Origin of the sequence: Pectobacterium sp. IFB5596 (assembly GCF_021432585.1) — a bacterium.
Lineage (GTDB): Bacteria > Pseudomonadota > Gammaproteobacteria > Enterobacterales > Enterobacteriaceae > Pectobacterium > Pectobacterium punjabense.
In genome coordinates this window covers 64,033-78,070 of sequence record NZ_LXFY01000007.1, presented here as the reverse complement: position 1 = coordinate 78,070, position 14,038 = coordinate 64,033, and the positions used below count along the sequence as shown (strand labels likewise).

11 protein-coding genes and 4 tRNA genes are annotated in these 14,038 nt (G+C 51.3%); 13 read left to right on the top strand and 2 right to left on the bottom strand.

Annotated elements, in window-relative coordinates; all coding sequences use genetic code 11:
• Nucleotides 1–34: 34 nt before the first annotated feature.
• From wecD to A6301_RS07940, 11 genes are all read left to right on the top strand, one after another.
• Nucleotides 35–766, top strand: coding sequence for a dTDP-4-amino-4,6-dideoxy-D-galactose acyltransferase (gene wecD, locus A6301_RS07990; protein ID WP_234257511.1), 732 nt, complete (start codon nucleotides 35–37; stop codon nucleotides 764–766).
• 4 nt (nucleotides 767–770) lie between these two features.
• Nucleotides 771–1,901, top strand: coding sequence for a dTDP-4-amino-4,6-dideoxygalactose transaminase (rffA, locus tag A6301_RS07985; RefSeq protein WP_107168967.1), 1,131 nt, complete (start codon nucleotides 771–773; stop codon nucleotides 1,899–1,901).
• A 1-nt stretch (nucleotide 1,902) separates the two neighbouring features.
• A complete protein-coding gene (wzxE, locus tag A6301_RS07980; protein ID WP_234257510.1) occupies nucleotides 1,903–3,153 on the top strand; it encodes a lipid III flippase WzxE in 1,251 nt (416 codons plus the stop codon).
• On the top strand, nucleotides 3,150–4,235 hold the full coding sequence (locus A6301_RS07975) for a TDP-N-acetylfucosamine:lipid II N-acetylfucosaminyltransferase (RefSeq protein ID WP_234257509.1): 1,086 nt from the start codon (nucleotides 3,150–3,152) through the stop codon (nucleotides 4,233–4,235). Before wzxE ends, A6301_RS07975 begins: the two co-directional genes overlap by 4 nt.
• The gene (gene wzyE, locus A6301_RS07970; RefSeq protein WP_205540464.1) at nucleotides 4,232–5,623 is read left to right on the top strand and encodes an ECA oligosaccharide polymerase; all 1,392 of its coding nucleotides are present in this window, start codon (nucleotides 4,232–4,234) and stop codon (nucleotides 5,621–5,623) included. The genes A6301_RS07975 and wzyE overlap by 4 nt, the downstream gene beginning before the upstream one ends.
• Nucleotides 5,620–6,369, top strand: a complete 750-nt coding sequence (gene wecG / locus A6301_RS07965; protein WP_107168963.1) for a lipopolysaccharide N-acetylmannosaminouronosyltransferase — start codon at nucleotides 5,620–5,622, stop codon at nucleotides 6,367–6,369. The genes wzyE and wecG overlap by 4 nt, the downstream gene beginning before the upstream one ends.
• 314 nt (nucleotides 6,370–6,683) lie before the next feature.
• The gene (locus tag A6301_RS07960; RefSeq protein ID WP_234257508.1) at nucleotides 6,684–8,072 is read left to right on the top strand and encodes an amino acid permease; all 1,389 of its coding nucleotides are present in this window, start codon (nucleotides 6,684–6,686) and stop codon (nucleotides 8,070–8,072) included.
• Between the two features lie 142 nt (nucleotides 8,073–8,214).
• Nucleotides 8,215–8,291, top strand: a tRNA-Arg gene (locus A6301_RS07955).
• A 117-nt stretch (nucleotides 8,292–8,408) separates the two neighbouring features.
• Nucleotides 8,409–8,484: transfer RNA gene (locus A6301_RS07950), tRNA-His, on the top strand.
• Between the two features lie 52 nt (nucleotides 8,485–8,536).
• Nucleotides 8,537–8,623: transfer RNA gene (locus A6301_RS07945), tRNA-Leu, on the top strand.
• Nucleotides 8,624–8,666: 43 nt separating this feature from the next.
• Nucleotides 8,667–8,743 (top strand) — tRNA-Pro (locus A6301_RS07940).
• 174 nt (nucleotides 8,744–8,917) lie between these two features.
• Here the strand turns inward: A6301_RS07940 and A6301_RS07935 are convergent.
• Nucleotides 8,918–9,727 carry a transporter substrate-binding domain-containing protein gene (locus A6301_RS07935; RefSeq protein WP_234257507.1) on the bottom strand — a complete coding sequence of 270 codons (810 nt, stop codon included), beginning with the start codon at nucleotides 9,725–9,727 and terminating at the stop codon, nucleotides 8,918–8,920.
• Nucleotides 9,728–9,981: 254 nt separating this feature from the next.
• On the opposite strand from A6301_RS07935, the gene A6301_RS07930 reads away from it, so the two are divergent.
• Complete coding sequence (locus A6301_RS07930; protein ID WP_234257506.1) at nucleotides 9,982–11,058, top strand: iron-containing alcohol dehydrogenase family protein; 1,077 nt, start codon at nucleotides 9,982–9,984, stop codon at nucleotides 11,056–11,058.
• Nucleotides 11,059–11,121: 63 nt separating this feature from the next.
• Here A6301_RS07930 and A6301_RS07925 read toward each other — a convergent pair whose 3' ends face one another.
• Nucleotides 11,122–12,423: a histidine-type phosphatase gene (locus tag A6301_RS07925; RefSeq protein ID WP_234257505.1), complete on the bottom strand. Its 1,302-nt coding sequence runs from the start codon at nucleotides 12,421–12,423 to the stop codon at nucleotides 11,122–11,124.
• Nucleotides 12,424–12,671: 248 nt separating this feature from the next.
• Between A6301_RS07925 and purB the strand changes: the two genes are divergently transcribed.
• Entirely contained in the window at nucleotides 12,672–14,036 is a 1,365-nt protein-coding gene (gene purB, locus A6301_RS07920) for an adenylosuccinate lyase (protein WP_014916939.1), read from the top strand.
• Nucleotides 14,037–14,038 lie beyond the last annotated feature (2 nt).

The following is a 14,038-nucleotide window of genomic DNA, read 5'->3' as shown; positions in this document are numbered from 1 at the left end:
CGTGTCATATGGCAGAAAAGAAAGGGGCGAAACGATGACCTATCCGACATCAGCAGGACAGGTAGACATTCGCGCCACGGTTGAACCGCTGGGTTGGGAGAGCGAATTCTTCCAGCTTGACAGCGGTAAGCTGAGTTTTTCGCCTGCTGCGCCCGTGTTGACGTGTGATGCGCTGAACGCATTTGCGCTGACGCAGGCCAAAATAGCGGCAGACAATCTGGTGTTGGCGGATGCATTGGCCGATCTCGGGTTTCGTTTGGTGGAGGGGGAAGTCGATCTCTGTCTGTCGCTGCACCCTGCTACCGCTATTACGCCACTACCGCGCTGGCGTGAAGCCACACCCGACGATATTCCTGTGCTGAGGGACGCGGCATCACGCGTTTTTGCGCTGAGCCGCTTTCGTTCCCCGTGGTATCAGCCGGAAGATAGCGGGCGCTTCTATGCGCAGTGGATTGAAAATGCCGTGCGCGGGACGTTCGACCACTGCTGTTTGCTGGCGGAAGATGCCGCTGGCAATCCACAGGGATGGGTCACGCTACGCAGAGTGAATGACAGAGATGCACGTATCGGGCTACTCGGTGTTTGGCCTGGTGTTACGGTACGGGGCATTGGTTCACAGCTGATGGCGCTGGCGGAAACGTGGTGCCGGCAGCAAGGGTTGATACGCCTTCGGGTCGCAACGCAGGTTGGCAACGTGGCGGCGCTTCGTCTTTATCTTCGCCGTGGTGCTACGATTGAGAGCACGGCGTATTGGTTATACAGGTGATCACATGATTCCATTTAATGCGCCACCGGTTGTCGGTACGGAACTGGATTATATGCAGGCTGCCATGAGCAGCGGTAAATTGTGCGGCGATGGCGGGTTTACTCGCCGTTGTCAGCAGTGGCTGGAACATTATTCCGGCAGCAAGAAAGTCCTGCTTACGCCTTCCTGCACCGCGTCGCTGGAAATGGCCGCTATCCTGCTGGACGTTAAGCCCGGTGATGAAGTGATCATGCCGAGCTATACCTTTGTTTCTACCGCCAACGCCTTTGTGCTGCGCGGGGCAAAGATCGTGTTTGTCGATATCCGCCCGGATACCATGAACATTGACGAAACGAAGATCGAAGCGGCAATTACGGAAAAAACGCGCATTATCGTGCCGGTTCACTACGCGGGTGTCGCCTGCGAGATGGACGCGATTATGGCACTGGCGAAAAAATACGATTTATATGTTGTGGAAGATGCGGCACAGGGCGTGATGTCCAGCTACAAGGGGCGCGTTCTGGGGTCTATCGGCCACATCGGCTGCTTCAGTTTTCACGAAACCAAAAACTACACCTCGGGCGGCGAGGGTGGGGCTACGCTGATTAATGACGCCAGACTGGTGGAACGGGCGGAAATCATTCGTGAAAAAGGCACCAACCGTAGCCAGTTCTTCCGTGGACAGGTGGACAAATACACCTGGCGCGACATTGGCTCAAGCTACCTGATGGCAGATATTCAGGCCGCCTATCTCTGGGCACAGTTGGAAGCGGCGCGGCCGATCAACGAGCGTCGCCTGAAGCTGTGGCAGAACTACTATGCTGCATTTAAATCGTTGGCCGATGTCGGGCGACTTACCTTGCCGACCGTGCCTGCCAATGGCATTCATAACGCGCACATGTTTTATATCAAACTGCGCGATCAGGACGATCGCAGTGCGTTTATCAATTACATGAAAGAAGCCGAGATCATGACGGTCTTTCATTATATCCCGCTACATAGCTGCCCGGCCGGTCTGAACTTTGGTCGTTTCTCCGGTGACGATCGCTACACTACGCAGGAAAGCGAACGGTTGGTGCGTTTACCACTGTTCTACAACCTGTCAGACGTCAATCAGCGCACCGTCATCAATACCATTCTGAGCTTTTTCTCCTGATATGTCGTTGGCGAAAGCATCGATATGGACGGCAGGCTCCACGCTGATAAAAATCGGCGCGGGACTGGTTGTCGTCAAACTGCTGGCGGTCATGTTTGGCCCCAGCGGTGTGGGGATGGCAGGGAATTTCCGCCAGTTAATTACGGTGTTGGGTGTACTCGCCGGTGCGGGGATTTTCAACGGCGTTACCAAATATGTTGCGGAGTACCAGCAACAGCCAGAACGACTGAGGCCGCTGCTAGGTACATCTATCACGCTGGTGCTGGGATTCTCCACCTTTCTGGCAATACTCTTTCTGGCGGCCGCAACGCCTATCGCCAATCTGCTGTTTGGGCATGACGACTATCGCGATGTGGTGCGCGCGCTGGCATTTATCCAGATGGGAATCGCCTACGCCAACCTGTTTCTGGCGATCCTCAAAGGCTATCGGGATGCGATAGGCAATGCGCTGGCCGTTATCGGCGGTAGCCTGATTGGGCTGGCGGCCTTTTGGCTCTGTCTGCGGCTGGGCGGCTATGTTGGTGCACTCGCAGGGCTGGCGCTGGTGCCTGCATTGTTGGTCATTCCGGCAGGCATCATGCTATTACGTCGTACGCCGCTGTCGCTGGCCTCGCTAAAACCGGCATGGGATCGTGCTATCGCTGGGCAGTTGGGCAAATTTACACTGATGGCGTTGATGACTGCCGTGACGCTGCCCGTTGCGTACATCATGATGCGTAACCTGCTGGCGGCGCATTACAGCTGGGATGAAGTGGGTATTTGGCAGGGCGTCAGCAGTATTTCCGATGCTTACCTGCAATTTATTACCGCCTCCTTTACCGTGTATCTGTTGCCAACGCTCTCGCGTCTGACGGACAAGGCTGCGCTGGCGCAGGAAATTGTACGCTCGCTGAAGTTTGTACTGCCCGTCGTAGCGGGTGTCAGCTTTTGCGTGTGGCTGCTGCGAGATTTTGCTATCTGGCTGCTGTTCTCCAGCCAGTTTACCGCAATGAGAGATCTCTTCGTTTGGCAGTTGGTAGGCGATGTAATGAAAGTGGGCGCTTACGTCTTTGGCTATTTGGTCATTGCAAAAGCAGCGCTGCGCTTTTATCTGCTCACGGAAGTCAGCCAGTTTCTCCTGTTAACCGGTTTTTCTCACTGGTTAATTCCGCTTTATGGCGCACAAGGCGCAGCGCAGGCCTATATGGCAACCTACTTGGTCTATTTTTTGCTTTGTTGCTGCGTATTCATTATTTACCGTAGGCGAGCATGACGACACTGATTCATGTCTTGGGATCTGACATCCCACATCATAACCAGACCGTTTTACGTTTTTTTAACGACGTACTGGCGACGGAACTCCCCGAACAGCAGATTCGGCATTTCATCGTGGCGTCCCGCGACGGCATTTCGCCAGCCGATTTTCCTGCATTGCGTATCGAAACCTGCGTGGATAAAAAAACGCTGGCTGAAGCGGTTATCGCCAGAGCAAAATCGAACCGCAAGATGCGCTTTTTCCTGCATGGGCAGTTTAACCCCACGCTGTGGCTGGCGTTGCTGAGTGGGAAAATCAAAGCTGAGCAGGTTTTCTGGCACGTGTGGGGCGCGGATTTGTATGAAGAAGCAAGCAGTCTGAAATACCGCCTGTTTTATTGGCTTCGGCGTATGGCGCAGAAGCGTGTCGGACATGTGTTTGCCACGCGTGGCGATCTGGCGTGGTATCAGCCGCGTGCGCCTCGTGTACCGACGTCATTGCTGTATTTTCCGACGCGGATGAATCCAGCGCTAACGGGCATGCAGGTGGATAAAGCGCTGGCTGGGCCGATGACGATTCTGGTCGGCAATTCTGGCGATCGCACGAATCGTCATCAGGAAGCGTTGCAGGCGATTCACAAACAGTTCGGGAACAATGTGCGGGTTATTGTGCCCATGGGCTACCCCGCGAATAACGCGTCTTACATCACACAGGTGGAAAAGGACGGTTTGGCGCTATTCGGCGTGAAAAATTTCCAACTGTTGAAAGAGCAACTGGCGTTTGATGATTATCTCAACATGCTACGCACTTGTGATTTGGGCTATTTTATTTTCGATCGCCAGCAGGGAATCGGGACGCTATGTCTGCTAATTCAGTTTGGTGTGCCGTTTGTGATCAGTCGGAAAAATCCGTTCTGGCAGGACCTGACGGAGCAAGGTCTACCGGTGTTGTTTTACGGTGATCAGATGGATGAAGCGTTGGTGCGCGAGGCACAGCGCCAACTGGCATCGGTAGATAAACACCAGATTGCGTTCTTCAATCCCAATTATCTGCAAGGCTGGCGGGATGCGCTGGCGTTGGCGGCGGGAGAACCAACATGACGCTGGGGCAATTTGGCGGGTTGTTTGTCGTCTACCTGATTTCTGTCATCTTTATCCTGAGCCTGACCTGGATGGAGTTTCGGCGGGTACGTTTTAATTTTAACGTGCTGTTTTCTCTGCTCTATTTATTGACGTTCTATTTTGGTTTTCCATTTACCTGTGTGCTGGTGTTCCGGTTTGGCGTTGACGTCGTCCCCGTGCAATACCTGCTTCAGGCTATGCTGTCCGCAACGGCATTCTATGCGATCTATTACGTCAGCTATAAAACGCGATTACGCCAGAAAACCGCCGCGCCACGTGCGCCACTTCTGACGGTGAATCGGGTTGAAGCCAACCTGACCTGGCTGCTGCTGGCGTTGATCGCGGTAGCCACCGTCGGCATTTTCTTCCTCAACAATGGCTTCTTGCTGTTTAAACTGCGTTCTTACAGCCAGATATTCTCCAGTGATGTGTCCGGCGTGGCGTTGAAACGCTTTTTCTACTTCTTCATTCCGGCCATGCTGGTGGTGTATTTCCTGCGACAGACGCAGCGTGCATGGCTGATGTTCCTCATTGGAACGGTCGCGTTTGGGATGTTGACGTATGTGATTGTCGGCGGTACGCGTGCGAATCTGATCATCGCCTTCGCGCTGTTTCTGTTTATTGGTATCGTGCGCGGCTGGATTACACTCTGGATGTTAGCTGCGGCTGGCGTGTTTGGGGTTATCGGGATGTTCTGGCTAGCGCTGAAGCGCTACGGGTTGGATGTCAGCGGCGATTACGCCTTTTATACCTTCCTCTATTTAACTCGTGACACCTTTTCGCCCTGGGAAAATCTGGCGCTGTTGTGGCAGAACTATGACAAGATTGAATTTCAGGGACTGGCACCTATCGCCCGCGATTTCTACGTATTTATTCCCTCCTGGCTATGGCCCGATCGTCCGAATCTCGTGTTAAACAGTGCAAACTATTTCACTTGGGAAGTATTGAATAACCACTCAGGGCTAGCGATATCCCCCACGCTGTTAGGCTCATTGGTGGTAATGGGCGGGGTGCTGTTTATCCCGCTGGGGGCGATCGCTGTGGGGCTGGTTATCAAGTGGTTTGACTGGGTGTACGAGCTAGGGAAGAACGATAGCAACCGCTATAAGGCCGCTATCTTGCAGGCGTTCTGCTTCGGTGCAGTATTCAATATCATTGTTCTGGCGCGTGAAGGCGTCGATGCTTTCGTTTCACGCGTGGTGTTTTTCTGTCTGGTATTTGGCCTATGCCTGCTCGTAGCGAAGTTGCTTTACTGGCTGCTGGAAAGCGCTGGACTCATCCGGCAGCGTTTGAGGCGCATACGTGCCACGCCGCTAGCGCCCACACCCAGCGCCGTACAGGATACTGTGATAAAGGAGCAGATATGACAGCGTTGAAAACGAGAGAGGCTATTCCCCTGTATGCTATCCGTGGTTTGTCCATTCATGGTTTTCGCAATAGGGCGCAGTTTGTTGACTATCTGTTTGCAGGCGAGCGGGTTGAAACGGGGACGCTCATCGCGATTAACGCTGAGAAAGTGCTAACGGCGGAAAAAGATGTGGCGCTGCGTACGTTGCTCGATCGTGCAGAGTATAAGTATGCGGACGGTATCAGCATTGTACGTTCCATTCGGCGCAAATATCCAGAGGCTGACGTCACACGTATTGCGGGTGCTGACCTGTGGGAAGCGTTGATGGAACGGGCAGGCAAACAGGGAACGCCGGTGTTTTTGGTGGGGGGTAAACCTGATGTGCTGGCACAAACGGAAGCAAAACTACACACTCAGTGGAACGTCAATATTGTCGGCAGTCAGGATGGCTATTTTGCGCCGGAGCAGCGTGATGCGCTGTTTGAGCGCATTCGTGCTAGCGGCGCACAAATTGTCACCGTCGCGATGGGGTCGCCACGACAGGAAATTCTGATGCGCGATTGTCGCCACCACTATCCTGATGCGCTGTATATGGGCGTCGGTGGAACATACGATGTCTTTACCGGGCATGTGAAACGCGCTCCGCTCGTGTGGCAAAATTTAGGACTGGAATGGCTGTATCGTTTGCTGTCCCAGCCGAGCCGTATTTTTCGGCAGTTTAGGCTGTTGAAATATGTCGCCTATCACTACAGCGGTCGTCTGTAACTTCATTGAATTGGCGCGTTAAACGCGCCAATCTGTCTCTCATTGTCTTTCCCTCGCAGCCGTTCCCTACAGTAGATAACCCTGATCTTTCATTCCTATTCGACTTCAATTGTCTGTTTGCCAAACAATCAGAAAGACAGAATTCTATCTTTGACGTATTCGTCGTCCCTGATGTGTTATTCCCGTTCACATTACGGTATTTTCATGGCCGCCAATTTGAGGCGAGGAACATTTTTTCTAATAGATCGCATTTCTGAAATAAGAACAATAACTGGCAATAGCTGGGATAAACACAACATAAAGACAGAGGATATATGGCAGAAGATGTAAAGCAGGAAAAACTCCATCGAGGGTTGGAAGCCCGACATATTGAGTTGATTGCGCTGGGTGGCACAATCGGTGTCGGGCTATTTATGGGCGCGGCCAGCGCGCTGAAGTGGGCGGGGCCATCAGTATTGTTGGCCTATATTGTTGCCGGGATTTTCGTTTTCTTCATCATGCGTTCAATGGGCGAAATGCTCTATCTGGAGCCGGTAGCGGGATCGTTTGCCGTCTACGCACATAAATACATGCATCCCTTCTTCGGTTATCTCACCGCGTGGGGTTATTGGTTTATGTGGATGGCGGTCGGGATTTCGGAAATTACCGCTATTGGCGTGTATGTTCAGTATTGGTTCCCTGATTTACCGCAGTGGATACCTGCTATTGCCGCCGTTGCGCTGGTTGCAGGCGCAAACCTTGCGGCAGTAAGACTGTATGGCGAAATCGAGTTCTGGTTTGCGATGATTAAAATCACCACCATCGTTGTGATGATCGTAGTCGGTGTCGGTATTATTTTCTTTGGCTTTGGTAACCATGGTCAGGCGACCGGGTTCAGTAACCTGACCGAGCACGGCGGTTTCCTGGCCGGAGGCTGGAAAGGCCTGCTGTTTGCCCTCTGTCTGGTGGTGGCATCCTACCAGGGTGTTGAGCTGGTGGGCATTACCGCGGGTGAGGCGAAAAATCCGCAGGTGACGCTGAAGCGTGCGATCAATAACATTCTGTGGCGCATCCTGATTTTCTATGTGGGCGCGATCTTCGTTATCGTCACGATTTTCCCTTGGAATGAAATCGGTACGTCTGGCAGCCCGTTCGTTCTTACGTTTGCCAAAATCGGCATCACTGCGGCGGCGGGCATCATCAACTTTGTGGTATTGACGGCTGCGCTGTCAGGCTGCAACAGCGGCATGTACAGCTGTGGTCGTATGCTGTATTCGCTGGCTAACAACCGTCAGCTTCCTGCTTGGTTAGGTAAAGTGACGGCCAGCGGTGTACCCGCAGCGGGCGTCATGATTTCTATTCTTTGTCTGGTGGCTGGATCGCTTTTGAATTACGTCATCCCTAACCCGGAAAAAGTGTTTGTTTATGTCTATAGCGCTAGCGTGCTGCCGGGTATGGTGCCGTGGTTTGTGGTGTTGATCAGCCAACTGCGTTTCCGTGAGCAGCATCGTGCCGCGCTGGCCGCACATCCGTTTAAATCGATACTGTTCCCGTGGGTAAACTACCTGACGATGGCGTTTTTGCTGTGTGTGCTGGTGGGAATGTATATAAATATCGATACGCGGATGTCTTTATTGGTCGGTATCACTTTTTTAGCCGTGGTCAGCTTGTGTTATTTTGCGCTGGGATTGGGCAAAAAAACGTCGCTGGCAGGGGGTAAATAGCTGTGTTTGGGGGCGGGAAGCGCGGATTTGTACGTTATTTAGCTTGAAATGAGCAAAGCATAAGCAAACGCATCATTTCGATAAAAAAGCACTAGACAGCCAGTCGCTAAGTCCGTAATATCCCGTCCCGCAACGGCGCTAAGCGCCCGTAGCTCAGCTGGATAGAGCGCTGCCCTCCGGAGGCAGAGGTCTCAGGTTCGAATCCTGTCGGGCGCACCATTATATTGTGTAAACGAGTATGTTGTGTGCAAGAGCTGCGGTGGTACACTTTTCTTCGCAAAGAAAGTATCCCGTAAAAAGGAAGTACCGCGTAATAAGATGTAAAATGTGGTGATGGTGGCTATAGCTCAGTTGGTAGAGCCCTGGATTGTGATTCCAGTTGTCGTGGGTTCGAGTCCCATTAGCCACCCCAGATTTAGCAGTAAATTAGCGGTTTTTCGTTAATAAAATAGTTTGTGAGTTATGCGAAGGTGGCGGAATTGGTAGACGCGCTAGCTTCAGGTGTTAGTGTTCTTACGGACGTGAGGGTTCAAGTCCCTCTCTTCGCACCACACAAACGAGAACATCAGTGATGTTCACAAAAAGCAGTAAATTCGGCGAGTAGCGCAGCTTGGTAGCGCAACTGGTTTGGGACCAGTGGGTCGGAGGTTCGAATCCTCTCTCGCCGACCAATTACAAGAAAAAGCACATCGAAAGATGTGCTTTTTTTTCGTCTGAAAATCATGTCACGACGATAAACCCTAATTTTTTATTTGAGATTATACGGGTAGAGTGCGGATATGAACGGTTGTGTCTCCGCACTTTGATTTTTACCAATAGACTGGATTTTTACCGATAGGCTGTTTTTATTGAGCCTTGGATTCATGCCCCAGCACACCATCGTCACCGAAATACTTTTCGGCCAATCCGTTCAACTGGCGGTTGCTTCTTAATGTGTCGAGCTTTTCGTTAAAAGCGGCGAGCAGGGTGTCGCCTTGTGGATTTTTAGCAAACGGAAAACTAACGAGTTCATGAGATAACGGCTCCCCAACCAACTTGAGCGGCAGTTTATGTTTGTTGATTTCGGCTAGTAGAATCGGGCGTGAATTGACATAGCCCTGTACGCGGTTATTGATGACATCATTGACCGCACCATCCCGAGTCTCGTAGGTTCTAATGGTAATATTGTTTTTGGGAAAAGCGTTACGCAGGTTCGTGACGTGTGTCGATCCTAGAACCCCTGCAATTGTTTTTCCGTCCAGGTCGGATAAAGACTGGATATCGTCATTTTTTATACTTGTGACCACCTGTGAAGCATAAGTGAGGTAGGATTTAGAAAAATTGTATTTTTTCTGACGAGCCTCGGTTTGGACGAAATTATTCGCGATAGTATCAAGTTTTCCTGCCTCTAACTGCCCCAACAAACCGCTGAAGTCCGACGTTGTCCACTCGACCTTATATCCCAGTTCATTCGCTATTTTTTCAGCGACTTCTACATCATAGCCAACGAGTTTACCGTTTTCTTTATAAGAACCTGGAAAACTCTGTCCGGTGGTTCCAATGCGTAAAACCTGTGGCTGATCTGTAGAAGCCGAATTATCACACCCAGCTACGGCGACGGCGATCCCAGCCGCGAGCAAGAGTGTTTTAGGTTTAATAAAGAAGCGTGCTTGCATAGTGGAATCCCTATTCCCTAGTGTCATGATGATATTAATTTGGGTTTTAATATAATTATTTGATAGATATAGATTTAAGAGCCTAAAGTGAACTATATCACTGCGAAAAATGAGTGGTTTATATCGTAACGCTATAATTTATTCCCTTTGCTTTCGTTACAAATTTCATCGGGATTCTTAAACTAATAAACCAATCTATGGGCTTTCCTCGTGGTTATGAAAGAATGGCAACTGCCAGTTAAAAAGGAATTCTTGTGTTATCTATAAAATCTCCCCTTGCTTATCATCATCAGGCTGATTTGTGTCGTCATGTCGGTGGACTGATTCACTCGTTTAGTCAGAACATTGCGATTTTAACCAGCCCAAGTGCCTGGCAAGCGGTTGAGAATGAAGTGACTGGCAGCCTTAAGAACAACGGAATTGCTTTTGATGTGCATTTCTTAACCGGAGAATGTACGCGTGAAAGTGTGGAATACCACCGTGAAAAAATTGCACGGAATAACATTCAGTTTGTCGTAGGGATTGGCGGCGGGCGTGTGCTGGATTGTGCTAAGGCCATAGCGGATGGACTGGAAGATGGGCAGGTTGCCACACTACCAACGATAGCGGCTACCTGCGCGGCCTGGTCGCCAATTAGTATTCTTTATAATGATCAAGGCGGGCATCAGGGGACTGTTGTGCTCAAACGGATGCCTGTCCTTGTCATGGTTGATAGTTCCGTCATTGCACGTAGCGATACACGTTACTTGAAAGCCGGGATCGTTGACGCGTTGGCGAAATGGTATGAATTTCAGCCGTACTTGATCTCGTGTAGCGATAGTCTGGCACTGAGTCTCAAGATACAGGCCGCCACTTTTGCCCGTGATATCTTTGAACAATGGGGAGAGCAGGCGATACGCGATAACGAAAATCAGCAGGTGACGCCTGCGTTGCAGAAGGTTATTGATGCGGCGATTGCTGGTGCGGGACTGGCTAATAGTATGAGGGATGAAAACCCTGCTCCGGGTGTTGCTCATGCTATTCATAACCGTTTGACCTATATCCCCGAATTGCACGATTGGCTACATGGTGAAAAGGTCGGATTTGGATTGCTAGTACAATCTCTTCTGGCTCACGACAGCAAGTGTGTTGATGAGGGTTTATTGGAGCAGTTATATCGCTATGGTATGCCTTTATCGCTTCCGATAGCAGGGGAGCAATATGAGGAAACGGTGAAGCATATCGTGACACACTTTAAATTCCCAACGGATAGCGCGGCGTTATTGCCGTTCTCTCTCTCTCCTGACGCACTGAGCCGCGCGATTCTGGCGGTGGAAAATGTGCGTAGATAGCCATGCTGTCCTGCCGGATTCATCAACCCGGCAGGATATTACTGTTTTCGATGAACTCGCGAACTATGGCGCGTAATACACCATCGCTAATGCGCTGCTATCGATACTTTTTCGCATTGATTCTAGCGTGGTATCAAAAGGACATAGCGTGCCTTGTTCTGTCTGCTGGCAGCCCTGAGACGTAAATTCCTCTTTCAGTAACGGCTGCTGCTCGCCCAGCGGTGTCAGCGAACGGATCTGATCCAGCGACTGTGTCTGGAAATAAATACGCAAAAAACGCTGCTGAGTCGTGGTATCGCGCCAGCGCTCAAAGACCAGACTGCCCGCGGGCGGGATGTTATCGGCGGTATCACCGGGTAGTTGCCAGTGAAATTGCAATAGCGTGCGCAGATAGGCGATGTTAGTGTCGTGGGCGACATACAGCAAGTAAGGTACTGCCGGCGGCTCGCCTTGTGCGGTGTCCTGTTCTGCTGATGTCCCTTGCGCCAGTGCCTGTGCGATTTGCTGCATCAATAGCGAACCGCCGCGCTGTGCAATGTAGGGAACATCATTGGTGACGTCGTATTTAGCCGTCATCGGAGCCATCAACGGGGTGAGATCCTGCGTGTTGCGGACATGGCCGAAGGCAACCTGTGCCAGCGGCAGGTTTTCGCTATATTCCAGCAGGAAAACCTCGCTCATATTTGCCAGCGTATTTAGGCCGCTGATAGAAGTTGAACCGTCTTTATCCTGTTTGAGCGCCCACGGTTTATCAAACACCAGGCAGGGTTTGTCTGCTGCGCATACGACCTGTTTTAACCGCTCGATACTGGGCTTAAGACGCTGATAGGCACTATCCAAGTCGCCGCCCATCGCTTTCAACACCTCGGCTTTTGCCCGTTCGGGGTCGAGTGTGCCAATTCCCATTTTATCCCCGTGGAACAGCGGATCGTGCTTTTCATCCTCAACGGCGTGCGTCGCAACGCCGCAGCCGGGGAACATGCCGTCCATGTAGGCCTGCGCGGTTGCGCGAGTGCGCTGTAACGGGCTGGCAAGCACATAAATCTGCTGCTCTACTGGGCAACCCGAAGCGAATAAATGCTGCTGACGGTAATATTCGCCCTCATAGCGGCCTTTTAGCACGGTGGCGGCATAGCCATGTCCGGTTAACTCGCCATCCCTTGTTACCCACTGCGGCCATTGTCGTGCCGTGCCGGATTCTAACTCGGTCGTGTTGGATTCGGTCGGTGGACGAACGCCATGGCGGCTGACTTCAACCACCTTCTCCAACTGGTAGCGATCCTGGGCTTGGGTAGAGAACGTTGAAATAATCGGTATGACAATCAATAAAATACGGATCGTTCGCGATGTGTAGTGGGAAAGCATGATAATCCTTCGTCAGCAGTGATACGAGCAAGGGATTTCATTGTAGAGAGGAGAAAGTGACAAGCGGGTTTCTCAGCCCAAGGGAGAGTGTTAGCGAACGTTTCCAGATGCATACTTTGCAATCAAACTTTTTGATCTAAGATAGATCCGAAAGGTATAAAGCGCATAATTTCCGCATGTTATATTTTTAAAAATTAAAAAGACGACATAAAACCCCGCCTGATAAATCCAACACTAACGAGTTAATTATGGCATCACATCTTATTGATTTTCTTCTTATAGGGAATAATTTTGGCACGCCTGAAATGCGCGGCGTTTGGTCTGAGCATAACCGCCTGACTAAACAGGTCGAAGTAGAAGTTGCCCTGGCGCTTGCCGAGGGTGAACTGGGTGTCATTCCGCTGGATGCGGCAAAAACCATTGCAGAAAACGCTGACGCAAGCGCGCTTAACGTTGAAGAGATTGCAAAAGATGCCGCACGCATGAAGCACTCTCTGATGCCGACGATTGCCGCGATTCAGAAACAGTGTGGCGCTGCGGGTGAGTTTATTCACTACGGCGTGACCACGCAGGACATCGTTGATACCGCGACAGTGTTACAGCTGAAACAATCTTTTGATATTGTCGTCAGAGATACACAATTGCTGGCCGTTGAACTGAAACGTCTGGCGAAGAAATATCAACATACGCTGATGGCCGGCCGTACCCACGGTATGCAGGCGCTGCCCACCACGTTTGGCTTCAAGCTGGCCGTCTGGCTGGATGAATTTATCCGTCACCTCGAACGTCTGGGTGAAATCAAAGAGCGTGTTTTGGTCGGTAACATCAATGGTGCCATCTGCACCTATGCCTCTTTTGGCGAGCAAGGGCCGGAAATCGAGCGTTTGACGCTGGATAAACTGGGGCTGAATACGCCGAATATCGGCTGGCAGTCTGCCCGCGATCGCTTCTCCGAATATGCCTCCGTTACGGTGCTGATCAGCGGTACGCTGGGCAAAATCGGCAACGAACTGTATAACCTGATGCGCACCGAGATTAACGAAATTGAAGAACCGTTCTCTGAAGGGAAAATCGGTTCTACCACGATGCCGCATAAACGTAACCCTGCCGCGTTGGAAGGGCTGGCGAGCCTGACAGCACCGCTGTTTAAGAGCGCCGCGCTGATTCATGAATCCATGAAAGTTGAGCATGAGCGTGATGCGATGAGCTGGCGTGCGGAGTGGATCGCGCTGCCGGAAATCAACATCTATCTGTCTGCTCAGCTTCAGAACGCGCTTGGCATCCTGCGTGGTATGTCCGTCAACGAGAAGCAAATGCTGGCGAACCTCGATCTGCAAAATGGCCTGCTGCTGTCCGAAAAAGTCATGTTCGAGATTGGTAAACGTCTCGGTAAGCAGACTGCTCACCATTTGGTTTACGAATGCTCTATGCAGGCATTTGAGCAGAATCAGTCCTTTAAATCGGTATTGCTAGCCCATCCGGTGCTTTCCGAACAGGTGACCGCCGCCGATCTGGACGAATGGCTGAATCCGGCGAACTACGTCGGCAGCGCGCCGCAGAAGGTCGATGATGTGATTCGCTATGCGGATAACTCCGGCTTGTTACCAGCATAAGG